Genomic DNA, 15,042 nt, shown 5'->3' with positions numbered 1-15,042 from the left:
TTCGCTCACCTGTTAGTCCAGTTCGTTATCGAGATCGTTGTTACCAGCAGCCTGCGCTGGGGCACCCGCAACGCGGTTATATTTCGGGCTGAGCTGGATGTAGAGAATTGCCATTACGGCACCAATGACACCCAGTGCAACCAGGTTGAAGTTGGTGAATGCTGCGGTGACGAAGCCGAGGTAGAAGAACGGCATCAGGTAGCCTGCGCGCATCATGTTAATGACCATCGCATAACCAACGACCACGATCATACCGCCCGCGATGTTCAGACCGCCGGTGACCACTTCTGGAATGGCGTTCAGCATGCTCTGGACTTCACTGGTACCGACTGAGATCGCAACGATAACCGCCGGAATGGCGATACGCATCGCCTGCAGGAACAGGGATGAAACGTGGATCCAGGAGAGTGCCGTGAGGTTGCCGTTTTCGGCCGCCTTATCCGCCGCGTGCTGGAAAGCAACGGTGATGGTACGTACGATAATGGTCAGAACCTGGCCTGCTGCGGCCAGAGGAATGGCCAAAGCGATACCTGCACCGATACTCTGATGACCGGCAATAACCAGAACGGTCGAAATGATGGAGGCCAGCGCGGCATCTGGCGCAACGGCAGCACCGATGTTCATCCAGCCGAGGGCTATCATTTCCAGCGTACCCCCGATGATGATACCGGTTTTCATATCACCCAGAACGGCACCAATCAACGTACAGGCCACCAGAGGACGGTGGAACTGAAATTCATCAAGTACGGATTCCATACCCGCAATACATGCGACGACGAACACCAGCACAATCTGAAGAGTGGTAATCTCCATTGTACTTCTCCTATTACATAAGCTTTATGTGAAAAACCGGCGCGGGCTTATTTCCCAACTTTACCGATCAAATCCATCATTTTCAGTTTCTGGTCAGTGGAAACTTTACGGGCTTCCAGCTCAATACCGCGTGCATTCAGCTTGTTGAATGCCTCGATATCTTTCGCATCGACTGAAATGGCGTTGTTGACCTGCGTTTTGCCCTGACGGAACGCCATACCCCCAATGTTCACGGAGGTGATTTTCACGCCGCCTTCAACAATGCGCTCAACGTCTGTCGGGTTAGTAAACAGCAGCATTACGCGTTCACCCGCGTATTTCGGGTTGTTGTAAACGCGGATCATCTTGGCGACATCCACCACGTGCGCGGTGACGCCAGGAGGAGCAACCTGAGTCAGAAGGGTTTTACGTACGGTGTCGGCGGCAACTTCGTCGCTGACGACGATAATGCGGCGAACGTTGGTCTCTTTAGTCCAGCGCGTTGCCACCTGGCCGTGGATTAAGCGGTCATCAATACGTGCAAGGCCGATGACCATATAATCATTCGGACCCATGGGTTTTGCCGGTGTAGCCACTTTCGGTGCTGCTGCCGCGGGAGCGGGTTTCTCAACCGGCTGTGCTTTCAGGGCTTTCACGCCTTCACGGCCCGTTTCAACCGCCAGGGCGACAAGCTCATCAAAAGTCGGGTTGTCGTCGCGCGCCATAAAGGTTTCCACCAGCATGGGAATGTTAACGCCGGCGACGACTTCATAATGCTCTTTATCGACGACAATACGGCTGGCAGCATTGAACGGGCTGCCGCCCCATGTATCAACGAGAAACAGCACGCCTTTGCTGGTATCCAGCTTCGAGAGTTGAGCGTTGTACTTCTCAATCAGCGTCTCGGCGTTTTCACCGGGAACGAAATCGATCCAGCCGACGTTTTCCTGCTCGCCCAACAGCATCTCTGCCGTTTTGAGTAGCTGCTCAGCAGCCCAACCATGTGTGCCTATGACAATAGCAATGGTCACTTGCTACCTCCTTTTATTATCATTAATACGCCTGCCGGGCAGACGTACTGAGAATCGTATTGGCGAACCGAATCGATTCAGATAAGGGTTAGAGTTCAAAAAACTAAGACTTCCGCGAATTATTTTAGACAGTGAAAAAATAATTTATGTGATGAAGATCCGTAATTTAGCTTTCCCGATCGAGAAAATTCTCAACACAAATTTAGTCTTATTGCGTTTTTGCAAAAGAACGTAAATCTTTGCTTAAAACCTGGTGTCTCTGATATGTTTAGCCTCCGTTTACCTGTTCAGGAGTATAGGGCTACAGCCCACTATATGGACCGTCACCGACGTCAGTCATCTTTCAGGCCAATTTGCGCCTTTTTCACCGGCGATCCTCGCCATGTACCGACTCTGTCTTCCTCTGTTTTGCCCACGTTGAGTGGGGCACCGTTTCGTCATTCCTTTAGCAGGAGCTTGTCATGGAATTCTTAATGGACCCGTCAATCTGGGTGGGATTGCTCACGCTGGTGGTGCTGGAGATCGTTCTCGGCATCGATAACCTGGTGTTTATCGCCATCCTTGCGGATAAGCTGCCGCCAAAACAGCGTGATAAAGCGCGTCTGATTGGCCTCTCGCTGGCGCTGGTCATGCGACTGGGACTGCTTTCCGTCATTTCCTGGATGGTCACGCTGACAAAACCGCTGTTCTCCGTCATGGATTACACCTTCTCCGGGCGTGATTTAATCATGCTGATCGGGGGGATATTCCTGCTCTTTAAAGCGACCACGGAACTCCACGAGCGGCTGGAAAACCGTCAGCACGACGATGGACACGGTAAGGGCTACGCCAGTTTCTGGGTGGTGGTGCTGCAGATCGTCGTGCTGGATGCGGTCTTCTCGCTGGATGCGGTAATCACGGCGGTCGGCATGGTGAACCATCTCCCGGTGATGATGGCGGCTGTGGTCATTGCTATGGCGGTCATGCTGCTGGCGTCGAAACCGCTGACGCGTTTCGTCAACCAACATCCGACGGTGGTTGTGCTCTGTTTGAGCTTCCTGCTGATGATTGGTCTGAGCCTGGTAGCGGAAGGTTTTGGCTTCCATATTCCGAAAGGTTATCTGTACGCCGCAATTGGCTTCTCGATCCTGATTGAACTGTTCAACCAGATTGCGCGCCGGAACTTTATTAAGCAGCAGTCGAATCAGCCGCTGCGTGCCCGTACCGCGGATGCCATTCTGCGTCTGATGGGCGGTCGTCGCCAGGTGAACGTTCAGTCTGATACTGAAAACCGTAATCCGGTGCCGGTTCCGGAAGGGGCGTTTGTAGAAGAAGAGCGTTACATGATCAACGGCGTGCTCTCCCTTGCTTCCCGTTCGCTGCGCGGAATCATGACCCCGCGCGGGGAAATCAGCTGGGTCGATGCGAACCTGAGCGTGGATGAAATTCGTCAGCAGTTGCTCTCTTCACCGCACAGCCTGTTCCCGGTGTGTCGCGGTGAACTGGATGAGATCATCGGCGTCGTGCGCGCGAAAGAGATGCTGGTGGCCCTGGAAGAGGGCGTCAACGTCGAAGCCATTGCGGCTGCATCGCCTGCGATTGTCGTGCCGGAAACGCTGGATCCGATCAACCTGCTGGGCGTGTTGCGACGCGCACGCGGCAGCTTCGTTATCGTCACCAACGAGTTCGGTGTGGTGCAGGGGCTGGTCACGCCGCTGGACGTGCTGGAAGCGATTGCCGGTGAGTTCCCGGATGCCGACGAAACGCCTGAGATCGTCGCCGACGGCGAAGGCTGGCTGGTTAAAGGCACGACCGACCTGCACGCGCTCTCGCACACGCTCGGGGTGGAAAACGTGGTCAACGATGAAGAAGACATCGCGACCGTTGCCGGTCTGGTTATCGCCGTGAACGGGCAAATCCCGCGTATCGGGGATGTGATTGAGTTGCCGCCGCTGCACATTACCATTGTTGAAGCCAACGACTATCGCGTTGATATGGTCCGTATTGTTAAAGAACAATCTGTCCACGATGAAGAAGAATAGCTCTGCTTAACGCAGGGGCATTAAGGGCACAATGTGTCCGTTATGCTGTGCTGGCGGGGGAGCACTTCCCGCCAGCCATTGTGGAAAGTCTCTCAGCGGCATCGGCCGCGCATAGTAAAATCCCTGCAGGACCGATACGCCATGGCGGCGCAGATATCGCGCCTGCTCCTCTGTTTCGACCCCTTCAGCCACCAGTTCGATATTGAGTCGCTGACCCAGTGCAATGATGATATCCGTCACCGTTGAATTCACGGCGTCGGTGCCAATGGCGGTGATAAACGACTGGTCGATTTTTAGTACGTCCGGGTGCAGCTTTTCAAGCCAGGAGAGGGAGCTGTTTCCGGTACCAAAATCGTCGATGGCAAGCTTCACCCCTTTGCGATGCAGTTCGCGCACAATACGATATTCCGCATCCGGAAGGGCATCCCGTTCCGTTAATTCAATCACCAGCTGCTGACGCGGGTTAGCGCTGAACCAGAGGCGGTTCAGGTCCTGTAACAACACCGCGTGACGGAAATGGCTGGCAGCGACGTTAATGCCGATGTGAAAACCGGCGCTGGAAGGAAAGTAGCCTATCTGACGTACGGTTTCGGCGAGGACATAGCGTGTCAGAGGGACAATCAGATTATGTTCTTCCGCCAGAGGAATAAACACTTCCGGGGAGATCCACCCCTGTCGCGGGTTATTCCAGCGCAGCAGAATTTCAACGCCGACGCACGCCTGAGTACGGGCATTCACCAGCGGCTGGCAGAAAAGCTCGAATTCCCGGGCCGCAATGCCCATATCAATCTCCCACGTGAAACTCATCCTGTTCGCCGTCGCCAGCCAGGCGAGATAGCCCAGCAGCAGGCTCAGCATAAGACCCAACGGAAGCTGCGCGGGCAGGGTCTTCAGGGCCAGCTCTCCTGGACCTGGCCCGCTGACGATGATGGAGAAGGGGTTGTGGGTGGATGACAGCTGAACAAGCGCGCCAGCCTTTCCGAAAGTCAGGCTATCGGTGACCCGTTGACCATAGCGCAAAAAACGATCGCCCACGGATAACGCCACATCATCAATAAGTGGACGCTCGGGCTCCAGTATCATTCTGGTGATCAAATCAATATTAATGATCTCAATGACGCCATCTTCCCCGTCCTGGGACACCGGGTTCCACTGGATCAAGATCGGACTGCCCTTCATCAGCCACCGATCGGTCGATAAAATCAGCTTCGGCGTGCTGGCGGGTAATTCCGGGAGAAAGTCGCGGATGGGAATATTACGGCTGCCGAAAACACTGGAGCAATACAGGATACCGTCTTTAATCAGGGCAATGGAGCGTACCGTTTGCAAAATGGCCGCCTGTTTTCGCAGGGCCAAATGTGCCTGAGGGCAGGGCTGACCCACCAGCTGCTGGAACACGCTGCGGCGTTTTTCCAGCGAAAGGAGAAGATTATCCAGAGAGCGAACGGTATGGCTGCTGAAGTCGAGTACCCGCTGCTGGTTAACGTTGCGCTGAGAAATAAAGCGAGCGCCCAGGGTCAGAATGAGCGTAAGGATCGCAACCGTCACACAGACGATAACGCGTTTTCGGCGGTAATGTTTAATGATCGTTTGTGCAGTTTGCATGAACGGTCGCCTGATAAGCCACCAGCCCCAAAAGCCGGACGCAACAGTAAAAGTGTAGTGGGGAAAGCGAAAGGAGACGAGAAAGAGGGGGGAAATTCGCCCATCCGTTGCAGATGGGCGAAAGCGAGTATTAGTCGCACTGCACCTTAATAGCCAGACCACCACGCGACGTCTCACGGTACTTCGCGTTCATGTCTTTGCCGGTTTCGTACATGGTTTCGATGACCTTATCCAGCGACACGCGCGGTTCGCTGGTACGGCGCATCGCCATGCGTGAGGCGTTGATCGCTTTGACAGAGGCAATCGCGTTACGCTCAATGCACGGTACCTGTACCTGGCCCGCGACAGGGTCACAGGTCAGACCGAGGTTATGCTCCATACCAATCTCTGCCGCCACGCAAACCTGTTCAGGGCTTGCACCCAACAGTTCAGCCAGACCGGCGGCAGCCATCGAGCAGGCAACGCCCACTTCACCCTGACAGCCCACTTCCGCACCGGAGATGGACGCGTTCATCTTGTACAGCGCGCCGATGGCCCCTGCCGCGAGGAAATAGCGGATATAGATATCGGGCGTGACAGGCTCAATAAAGTGATCGTAGTAGGCCAGTACCGCTGGAACGATACCGCAGGCACCGTTGGTTGGCGCCGTCACGACACGGCCACCGGCGGCGTTCTCTTCGTTAACCGCCAGGGCAAACATGTTTACCCAGTCGACCACGTTCATCGGGTCATTCGAGAATTTATCCGTGGTCACCAGCATACGGCGCAGGGCAGAGGCACGACGCGGCACGCGCAGTGGCCCAGGCAATACGCCTTCGGTGTTCATCCCGCGGTCAATACAGGCGCGCATGGTTTGCCACACGTTAGCAAAATAGTCTTCAATCTCTTTTTTGCTGTGCAGCGCCAGTTCGTTCTGCATCACCATACCGGACAGAGAAAGACCGGTCTCTTTGCAGTACCCCAACATCTCGGTAGCCGACTTAAACGGATACGGGACGCTGACGTCACCAACGCTGTCTTTGCCAAAATGCTCTTCATCGACGATGAAGCCACCGCCGATGGAGTAGTACGTTTTGCTGTAAATCTCTTTTTCACCGCTCCAGGCATGAATAGTCATGCCGTTTTCATGCAGCGGCAGGTTGTCGCTGCGAAAACGCATGCCGTCATCCTGCGGGAAATCCACTTCATGCTGGCCGTTAGCCAGCAGCAGGCGTCCGCGCGTTTCCACGTCGCGGATAAATGCCGGGATGGCATCAATATCAACAGTGTCCGGCATATTGCCTGCCAGACCCATAATAATGGCGATATCGGTGTGGTGGCCTTTACCCGTTAATGACAGTGATCCGTAAACGTCTACGGCGACACGGGTAACGCTTTCCAGTAATCCTTTTTCGACCAGATCATCGACGAACTGTTTACCGGCCTTCATAGGCCCAACAGTATGGGAAGACGAAGGGCCAATTCCCACTTTAAACATGTCGAATATACTAATCACTTTCACACTCCTGACAGGGTTACCGGGGTTCCAGTAACGATGTTATAACTGCGCATAGTGTAAGAGGGAACACCGACCTCGGCTTAACTATTCACATGAATTAAACTAATGGTTAACGATGGGTTTTGCTAATAGCGCGACGCGGATCGCAAACCTGCAAAAAAGGATGGAATGTAAAGTATAGTCAAGGTTTCAGGCCGATTTGCAGCGCCAGTTCACGAATGATCCCCGCCGTCATGCCCCAGACAAAATAATGCTGATACCACGACAACCAGACCCGATGATCATGCCCTCGACGCTGAATATCCAGCGGATGATAACGGCTAAGCCGGAGCGCCTCTTCAAGCGGCATCTCAAACACGGCTGACACTTCATCGACGCTGGCGTGATACTGCAGGCCCGGCGGGATAATCCCCACCACGGGCGTGACCTGAAAACCGGTCACGCTGTCGACCGGCGGCAGCACGCCTATCACCTCGACCGCCTCAGGTGGGATGGCCACTTCTTCCTGGGCTTCCCGCAGCGCGGCGGCGATCAGCGACGCATCGGTGCTGTCCACCGCGCCTCCGGGAAAGGCAACCTGACCGGCGTGTTTACGCATATGCGGCGAGCGCTGCGTCAGCAACAGCCCCGGCTGCTCCCGGCGCACCACCGGGATCAGCACCGCCGCCTGACGTTGATTCAGCGTGGCGCGGTTGACCTGCGGTCGCAAAAGCTGAAAGCGCGACAGAAAATCATCCAGCGTCAGGTTCTCTTTCTCCACCGTTAGTTCTCCAGTTGTTTCAGGATACGGTTAACTTTATCAAAGGTTTCCTGATATTCCGCCTCGACCTGGCTATCCGCCACAATGCCACCGCCTGCAGAGCAGTACAGATTGCCGTCGCAGGCCGTCAGGGTACGAATGGTGATGCTGGTATCCATGGTGCCGCACAGGCTGATATAGCCGATACTGCCGCACCAGGCGTTGCGGCGGTGCGGTTCCAGTTCGTCGATGATCGCCATCGCGCGAATTTTGGGGGCTCCGGTGATGGAGCCGCCCGGAAACGCGGCGCGAAGCAGATCGCAGGCGGTGCGCGTGGCGGGCAGGCGCGCGGTAATGGTGCTGACCAGATGATGTACCGCCGGGAAAGGCTCGACGACAAACAGCTCCGGCACGCGCACGCTGCCGGGTTCGGCGACGCGGCCAATATCGTTACGCATCAGGTCGACGATCATCAGGTTCTCGGCGCGATCTTTCGGCGATGCGGCGAGTTTCTCCGCCTGCTGGCGATCGGCGTTGGGGTCCGCCAGACGCGGTAGTGTGCCTTTAATCGGGCGGGTTTGAATGACCCCTTCGGCCAAATGAATAAAGCGCTCTGGCGACAGGCTGAGGATAGCGCCCTGAGGCAGACGTACGAATGCGCTGAACGGCGCCTTGTTGCTGGCATTAAGACGGGAAAACGCCTGCCACTCATCTCCGTGATAAGTCGCCTGGAAACGCTGGGCAAGGTTCACCTGATAACAGTCGCCACTTTGCAGATACGCCTGAACGCGCGCGAATTTTTCAGCGTATTCCGTCTCGCTCATATTCGAGCGCCAGCCGGAGGTCAGCCTGAACGTCTGGGCCGGGGCGGGCTGTTGCGCTTCAAGCCAGGCCAGTCGCGCCTGCACGTCACTATGGCTCAGCAGAGAAACCGTTTTTTTCTGGTGATCGACAATTAACGCCCAGTCATACAGCCCCACGGCCATGTCTGGCAGGGAAATATCAGCCTGCGCATGCTCGGGCAGCGTTTCGAAACGGCGACCCAAATCGTAGCCAAACAGACCAAGCGCGCCACCCTGAAAAGGGAGATCCGGGTCTGGGGTGGCGGATAAGCCTAACGCGTTGAGCGCTTGCTGAAGCTGCATCAGGGGATCGTCCGTCGGCGCCAGGTCATCGGTTGTCAGCGTTTTAAGCGGGTCGGCAACCAGAATATCAAAGCGGCTGTAGGGGTGATCCGCATGGCCAGAATGCAGCAGCATGGCAAAGGGAAGGTGGCTTATGCGGGCAAACCAGAACTCCGCGGCGTCAGCACGCCAGGGCAACGTCAATACAGTGGGGAAGCGCATGTTCATGTGTGGCATACTACCGGGCAGCGTGAAATAATTAGCGCGAATAATTTAGCAGGAGTTGACGATGTTTGCAGGTTTACCTTCTCTGAGCCATGAACAGCAGCAGAAAGCGGTTGAGCGAATTCAGGAACTGATGTCCCAGGGAATGAGCAGCGGACAGGCGATTACCGTCGTCGCTCAGGAGATTCGCGCCAGTCATTCCGGCGAGCGGATTGTGGCGCGATTCGAAGATGATGATCCAGAAGATCAAGAGGAGTGATCGGGCTTAAACCGCCGCGATAATCTTAATTTCGACCTTATACTCCGGTTTCATCAGCGTGGCCTGTACAGTGCAGCGTACAGGCGCGTGACCCGCCACCACCCATGCATCCCAGGCTTTGTTCATCGCCGCAAAATCATCTTTATTGGCCAGAAAAATGGTCGCATCCAGAATGCGGGATTTATCGCTGCCCTGTTTTTCCAGCACGGCATCAATTTGCGCCAGCGTGTTGGCCGTTTGCTCGAAGGCATCCGCGTCCAGGTTAGCCGGTACGCCAGTGTAGTAGAGCGTCTGGTTGTGGATCACCACATCAGACCAGCGGGCTTCGGCATCAATGCGCTTAATCGTCATAAACGTTTCCTCGTTATTTTTCGTCATCAGGCGGCAAGACTGCCATATTGTGCCGGCGTCGTCACTATTTGGGGTGGCACTGGAGAGGCGGGACTGACATAATCCCTGTGCAAAAATACAGTGAGAGAGCACCGTGGCAGACGATTTTTCCCCTGAAGGTCAGTTAGCACAAGCGATTCCCGGCTTCAAACCGCGTGAACCTCAGCGGCAGATGGCGCATGCCGTAGCGCACGCTATCGACAAGGCGCAGCCGCTGGTGGTCGAGGCCGGTACCGGCACGGGGAAAACCTACGCGTATCTCGCTCCGGCGCTGCGGGCGAAAAAGAAGGTCATTATCTCCACCGGTTCAAAAGCGCTGCAGGATCAGCTCTACAGCCGCGATTTGCCCACCGTGGCGAAAGCGCTGAAATACAAGGGGCGTCTGGCCTTGCTGAAGGGGCGCTCCAACTATCTCTGCCTGGAACGTCTTGAGCAGCAGGCGCTGGCGGGCGGCGATCTGCCGGTTCAGACCCTGAGCGACGTGATTATCCTTCGCGCCTGGGCCAACCAGACGGAAGAGGGGGATATCAGCACCTGTGCGAGCGTGCCGGAAGACTCTCCTGCCTGGCCGCTGGTGACCAGCACCAACGACAACTGCCTCGGCAGCGACTGTCCGCTGTATAAAGACTGCTTTGTGGTGAGAGCGCGTAAAACGGCGATGGATGCCGATGTGGTGGTGGTCAACCACCATCTGTTCCTCGCAGATATGGTGGTTAAGGACAGCGGCTTCGGTGAGCTGATCCCTGAAGCGGATGTCATGATCTTCGATGAAGCCCACCAGCTTCCGGATATCGCCAGCCAGTATTTTGGCCAGTCGCTCTCCAGCCGCCAGCTGCAGGACCTGGCAAAAGATTTCACCATCGCCTACCGGACCGAACTCAAAGATACCCAGCAGCTGCAGAAGTGTGCCGACCGCCTGGCGCAAAGCGCGCAGGATTTCCGTTTACAGCTTGGTGAACCCGGCTATCGCGGCAACCTGCGCGAGCTGCTGGCGGACAAAAACATCCAGCGCGCGCTGCTGCTGCTCGATGATGCCCTTGAACTCTGTTATGACGTCGCGAAGCTGTCGCTTGGCCGCTCCGCACTGCTGGATGCCGCCTTCGAACGCGCCACGTTGTACCGCGGACGGTTGAAACGGCTGAAAGAAATCAACCAGCCAGGGTACAGCTACTGGTATGAATGCACCTCGCGCCACTTCACCCTGGCGCTTACGCCGCTGACCGTGGCCGATAAATTTAAAGAGGTGATGGCGCAGAAACCGGGAAGCTGGATCTTTACCTCGGCAACCCTGTCGGTGAATGACGATCTGCACCACTTTACCGAGCGCCTCGGCATTGAGCAGGCGGAGTCGCTGCTGCTGCCAAGCCCGTTTGATTATGAAAAGCAGGCGCTGCTCTGCGTCCCGCGCAATTTACCGCTGCCAAACCAGCCGGGTGCGGCGCGTCATCTGGCGGCGATGCTAAAGCCCATGATTGAGGCCAACAACGGCCGCTGCTTTATGCTTTGCACGTCGCACGCCATGATGCGTGACCTCGCCGAGCAGTTCCGTGCCACCATGACTCTGCCGGTGCTGTTGCAGGGGGAAACCAGCAAAGGACAACTGCTCCAGCAGTTTGTCAGCGCCGGTAATGCCCTGCTGGTTGCCACCAGCAGCTTCTGGGAAGGGGTGGATGTGCGTGGCGATACGCTCTCGCTGGTCATTATCGACAAACTGCCGTTTACCTCCCCGGATGACCCGCTGTTGAAAGCGCGGATGGAAGACTGCCGCCTGCGCGGAGGCGATCCGTTCGACGAGGTTCAGCTGCCTGAGGCGGTCATCACGCTCAAGCAAGGGGTAGGGCGCTTAATCCGCGACGTGACCGATCGCGGCGTGCTGGTTATCTGCGATAACCGGCTGGTCATGCGCCCATACGGCGCAACCTTCCTTGCGAGCCTCCCTCCAGCGCCACGGACGCGGGATATAAAACGCGCGGTGCGTTTTCTGGCAAACCCAACGGCGGAGTAATTTGCCCCGGAGTGTGCTAAGATGCGCGCCATTTTGTGACTGACCCTTGCGAGAGCGCGACGACTGATGCGAATTCTGGCTATTGATACCGCAACAGAGGCTTGCTCTGTTGCTCTGCTGAGTGATGGTGCTGTTTCTGCTCATTTCGAAGAGTGCCCACGGGAACACACCCAACGTATTCTGCCCCTGGTAAAAGACATTTTAACTCAGGGCAACACCGCCTTAACCGACCTTGATGCCCTGGCCTTTGGCCGCGGGCCCGGCAGCTTTACGGGCGTCCGTATTGGTATTGGCATTGCTCAGGGACTGGCGCTGGGCGCTGACCTGCCGATGATCGGCGTCTCTACGCTTGCGACGATGGCGCAGGGGGCCTGGCGTATGACGGGCGCCACCCGCGTGCTGGCTGCCATTGATGCCCGCATGGGGGAAGTTTACTGGGCGGAATATACCCGTGATGAGAACGGCGTCTGGCACGGCGAAGAGACGGAAGCGGTACTTAAACCTGACGCGGTCACTGAACGTCTTAAGCAACTGTCCGGCGAGTGGGCGACCGTGGGGACGGGCTGGCCGGCATGGCCAGACATGGCGAACGACACTGGCGTGACGCTGGTGGACGGCAACATGCTGCTGCCAGCGGCGGAAGACATGCTTCCGATTGCCACTCAGCTGCTCGCAGCAGGAAAAACCGTTGCCGTTGAACACGCGGAGCCGGTTTATTTGCGAAACACCGTCGCGTGGAAGAAACTTCCGGGCCGCGAGTGAATCTCAGTAACAGGAACTGAGAAAAAGGAGTCGCATCATGGCGGTTCAGACTAAAGTAGTACGCCTTTTTATGGCAGGCGCGGTTGCCATAGCACTGAGCGGATGCGTATCCGTCCCTGATGCGATCAAGGGCAGTAGCCCGACGCCCCAGCAGGATCTGGTTCGGGTGATGAATGCGCCTGAGCTTTACGTCGGCCAGGAAGCGCGCTTCGGCGGGAAAGTGATCGAGGTGCAGAACCAGCAGGGGAAAACCCGGCTGGAGATTGCTACCGTGCCGCTGGACAGCGGTGCGCGACCTGTACTGGGTGAGGCCTCCCGGGGACGCATCTATGCGGATGTCAGTGGTTTCCTCGATCCCGTTGATTTCCGTGGGCAACTGGTGACCGTCGTCGGACCGATAACCGGCGCCGTGCAGGGTAAAATCGGCAACACGCCTTATAAATTCATGACCATGCAGGTCAATGGGTATAAACGCTGGCGTCTGGCACAGCAGGTGATCATGCCGCCTCAGCCGATTGACCCGTGGATGTGGGGTCCGCATCCTTATCGTTATGGTTACCCGGGTTGGGGCTGGTATAACCCCGGTCCTGCGCAGGTCCAGACGATCGTAACTGAGTAACTTACTGTTATTGCTAGGAAAGAGACAGCGGCTTAGCCGCTGTCTCTGTTTTTTTACGGATAATACGAAAAAAAAGAGTGACGCGCTTCGCAACCTTAAATCTGAACAATTAATAAACTGGTACGCTGAGTTAATATAATGTTAACAAACTGTTTATTATCGGGGTTGTGATGACGACGAACACTCATTTCAGAGGTGATGCATTGAAAAAGGTTTGGCTTAACCGTTATCCCGCAGATGTTCCTGCCGAGATCAATCCTGACCGTTATCAATCCCTGGTTGAATTATTTGAACACTCGGTAAGGCGTTACGCAGACCAGCCCGCATTTGTGAATATGGGCGAGGTAATGACGTTCCGTAAGCTTGAGGAGCGTAGCCGGGCGTTTGCGGCCTATCTGCAGGAAGGGCTTGGGCTGCAAAAAGGAGACCGCGTCGCGCTGATGATGCCGAACCTGCTGCAATACCCGGTGGCGCTGTTCGGCATCCTGCGTGCCGGGATGATTGTCGTCAACGTCAACCCGCTTTACACCCCGCGCGAGCTGGAACACCAGCTCAACGACAGCGGTGCGGTGGCGATAGTTATTGTTTCTAACTTTGCCCATACCCTGGAAAAAGTGGTCGACAAAACCCAGGTTAAACACGTCATCCTGACGCGCATGGGGGATCAGCTGTCCACCGCCAAAGGGACGCTGGTTAACTTTGTGGTTAAATACGTCAAGCGCCTGGTGCCAAAATACCATCTGCCGGATGCCATCTCCTTCCGCCGCGCGCTGCATGCGGGCTATCGCATGCAATACGTCAAACCGGAAGTGGTCTCTGAGGACCTCGCTTTTCTGCAATACACCGGTGGCACAACCGGCGTGGCCAAAGGGGCGATGCTAACCCACCGCAACATGCTGGCAAACCTTGAACAGGTCAATGCCACCTACGGGCCGCTGCTGCATCCGGGCAAAGAACTGGTGATCACGGCGCTACCGCTGTATCACATTTTCGCGCTGACCATGAACTGCCTGCTGTTTATCGAGCTGGGCGGTCAAAACGTCCTGATCACTAACCCGCGAGACATTCCGGGGCTGGTGAAAGAGCTGGCAAAATACCCCTTCACCGCCATGACCGGGGTAAATACCTTGTTCAACGCGTTGCTCAACAATAAAGAATTCCAGCAGCTGGATTTCTCAACGTTGCACCTCTCTGCGGGAGGCGGTATGCCGGTTCAGCAGGCGGTCGCCGAGCGCTGGGTGAAACTCACCGGGCAGTATCTGCTGGAAGGTTATGGCCTGACGGAATGCGCACCGCTGGTCAGCGTCAACCCGCATGACATTGACTACCACAGCGGAAGCATTGGCCTGCCGGTTCCCTCCACGGAGGCCAAACTGGTCGATGACAACGATAACGAAGTCGCGCCGGGCGAACCGGGCGAGCTGTGCGTGAAAGGGCCGCAGGTGATGCTGGGCTACTGGCAACGCCCGGATGCAACAGACGAAATCATTAAAGACGGCTGGCTGCATACCGGCGATATTGCGGTGATGGATGACGAAGGCTTCCTGCGCATCGTCGATCGCAAAAAAGATATGATTCTGGTCTCCGGTTTCAACGTCTATCCGAACGAAATCGAAGACGTGGTCATGCAGCACAGCGGCGTGCTGGAAGTTGCGGCGGTGGGCGTGCCTTCCGGCAGCAGCGGGGAAGCGGTGAAGATATTTGTGGTCAAAAAAGATCCTTCACTCACCGAGGAAGCGCTGATAACGTTCTGTCGTCGTCAGCTGACGGGCTATAAAGTGCCGAAGCTGGTGGAATTCCGCGATGAGCTGCCGAAATCCAACGTCGGGAAGATATTACGACGAGAATTACGTGACGAAGCCCGTGCCAAAGTAGACAATAAGGCCTGAGCTTCACGTTAATCGCCCTGACGCCGGTTAAGCCGGCGTTTTTTATGGGCGCAAACAAAAGAGAATCCGATTTGAATTACCAG

General features: G+C 56.1%; 13 protein-coding genes. 6 read left to right on the top strand and 7 right to left on the bottom strand.

All coding sequences use genetic code 11. The features are described from left to right. Positions 1-12: 12 nt before the first annotated feature. The gene (gene manY / locus AAER43_RS13705) at positions 13-813 is read right to left on the bottom strand and encodes a PTS mannose transporter subunit IIC (protein WP_008500490.1); all 801 of its coding nucleotides are present in this window, start codon (positions 811-813) and stop codon (positions 13-15) included. Between the two features lie 47 nt (positions 814-860). Then, complete coding sequence (manX, locus tag AAER43_RS13700; RefSeq protein ID WP_014884279.1) at positions 861-1,823, bottom strand: PTS mannose transporter subunit IIAB; 963 nt, start codon at positions 1,821-1,823, stop codon at positions 861-863. A 461-nt stretch (positions 1,824-2,284) separates the two neighbouring features. Here manX and yoaE point away from each other — a divergent pair, with 461 nt between their 5' ends. Continuing rightward, entirely contained in the window at positions 2,285-3,844 is a 1,560-nt protein-coding gene (gene yoaE / locus AAER43_RS13695; protein WP_014884278.1) for a CNNM family cation transport protein YoaE, read from the top strand. A 6-nt stretch (positions 3,845-3,850) separates the two neighbouring features. On the opposite strand, the gene AAER43_RS13690 is transcribed toward yoaE, so the two are convergent. From AAER43_RS13690 to pabB, 4 genes are all read right to left on the bottom strand, one after another. Then, positions 3,851-5,449, bottom strand: coding sequence for a cyclic diguanylate phosphodiesterase (locus AAER43_RS13690; protein ID WP_023330635.1), 1,599 nt, complete (start codon positions 5,447-5,449; stop codon positions 3,851-3,853). 130 nt (positions 5,450-5,579) lie between these two features. Next, positions 5,580-6,944, bottom strand: coding sequence for an L-serine ammonia-lyase (gene sdaA, locus AAER43_RS13685; RefSeq protein WP_023330634.1), 1,365 nt, complete (start codon positions 6,942-6,944; stop codon positions 5,580-5,582). Positions 6,945-7,128: 184 nt separating this feature from the next. Continuing rightward, positions 7,129-7,707 (bottom strand): CoA pyrophosphatase, encoded by a 579-nt coding sequence (locus tag AAER43_RS13680; protein WP_014884275.1) that lies wholly within the window; start codon positions 7,705-7,707, stop codon positions 7,129-7,131. A 2-nt stretch (positions 7,708-7,709) separates the two neighbouring features. Then, the gene (gene pabB / locus AAER43_RS13675; RefSeq protein ID WP_014884274.1) at positions 7,710-9,038 is read right to left on the bottom strand and encodes an aminodeoxychorismate synthase component 1; all 1,329 of its coding nucleotides are present in this window, start codon (positions 9,036-9,038) and stop codon (positions 7,710-7,712) included. Between the two features lie 61 nt (positions 9,039-9,099). On the opposite strand from pabB, the gene AAER43_RS13670 reads away from it, so the two are divergent. Next, positions 9,100-9,294, top strand: a complete 195-nt coding sequence (locus AAER43_RS13670; RefSeq protein ID WP_014884273.1) for a YoaH family protein — start codon at positions 9,100-9,102, stop codon at positions 9,292-9,294. Positions 9,295-9,300: 6 nt separating this feature from the next. Here the strand turns inward: AAER43_RS13670 and AAER43_RS13665 are convergent, their stop codons facing one another. Next, positions 9,301-9,645, bottom strand: a complete 345-nt coding sequence (locus tag AAER43_RS13665; RefSeq protein WP_014884272.1) for a RidA family protein — start codon at positions 9,643-9,645, stop codon at positions 9,301-9,303. 133 nt (positions 9,646-9,778) lie between these two features. On the opposite strand from AAER43_RS13665, the gene AAER43_RS13660 reads away from it, so the two are divergent. The 4 genes from AAER43_RS13660 (at position 9,779) to fadD (ending at position 14,959) form a co-directional block, all read left to right on the top strand. Next, positions 9,779-11,689 carry an ATP-dependent DNA helicase gene (locus AAER43_RS13660; protein WP_050861733.1) on the top strand — a complete coding sequence of 637 codons (1,911 nt, stop codon included), beginning with the start codon at positions 9,779-9,781 and terminating at the stop codon, positions 11,687-11,689. A gap of 66 nt (positions 11,690-11,755) precedes the next feature. After that, positions 11,756-12,451 (top strand): tRNA (adenosine(37)-N6)-threonylcarbamoyltransferase complex dimerization subunit type 1 TsaB, encoded by a 696-nt coding sequence (gene tsaB, locus AAER43_RS13655; protein WP_014884270.1) that lies wholly within the window; start codon positions 11,756-11,758, stop codon positions 12,449-12,451. Positions 12,452-12,488: 37 nt separating this feature from the next. After that, complete coding sequence (locus tag AAER43_RS13650; protein ID WP_014884269.1) at positions 12,489-13,070, top strand: Slp family lipoprotein; 582 nt, start codon at positions 12,489-12,491, stop codon at positions 13,068-13,070. Positions 13,071-13,273: 203 nt separating this feature from the next. Beyond that, the gene (fadD, locus tag AAER43_RS13645; RefSeq protein ID WP_014884268.1) at positions 13,274-14,959 is read left to right on the top strand and encodes a long-chain-fatty-acid--CoA ligase FadD; all 1,686 of its coding nucleotides are present in this window, start codon (positions 13,274-13,276) and stop codon (positions 14,957-14,959) included. Positions 14,960-15,042: the final 83 nt, after the last annotated feature.

Origin of the sequence: Enterobacter sp. FUJ80071 (assembly GCF_038739915.1) — a bacterium.
Taxonomy (GTDB): Bacteria; Pseudomonadota; Gammaproteobacteria; order Enterobacterales; family Enterobacteriaceae; genus Enterobacter; species Enterobacter kobei.
Note: the sequence above shows the minus strand (reverse complement) of the source record. Positions and strands in the feature narration are given on the sequence as shown.

Bases quoted from the DNA above. Each gene is read 5' to 3' on its own strand.
- AAER43_RS13690 (WP_023330635.1), bottom strand. From the start codon at position 5,449: ATGCAAACTGCACAAACGATCATTAAACATTACCGCCGAAAACGCGTT.
- AAER43_RS13665 (WP_014884272.1), bottom strand. From the start codon at position 9,645: ATGACGATTAAGCGCATTGATGCCGAAGCCCGCTGGTCTGATGTGGTG.
- AAER43_RS13670 (WP_014884273.1), top strand. From the start codon at position 9,100: ATGTTTGCAGGTTTACCTTCTCTGAGCCATGAACAGCAGCAGAAAGCG.
- yoaE (WP_014884278.1), top strand. From the start codon at position 2,285: ATGGAATTCTTAATGGACCCGTCAATCTGGGTGGGATTGCTCACGCTG.
- pabB (WP_014884274.1), bottom strand. From the start codon at position 9,038: ATGAACATGCGCTTCCCCACTGTATTGACGTTGCCCTGGCGTGCTGAC.
- AAER43_RS13650 (WP_014884269.1), top strand. From the start codon at position 12,489: ATGGCGGTTCAGACTAAAGTAGTACGCCTTTTTATGGCAGGCGCGGTT.
- manY (WP_008500490.1), bottom strand. From the start codon at position 813: ATGGAGATTACCACTCTTCAGATTGTGCTGGTGTTCGTCGTCGCATGT.
- tsaB (WP_014884270.1), top strand. From the start codon at position 11,756: ATGCGAATTCTGGCTATTGATACCGCAACAGAGGCTTGCTCTGTTGCT.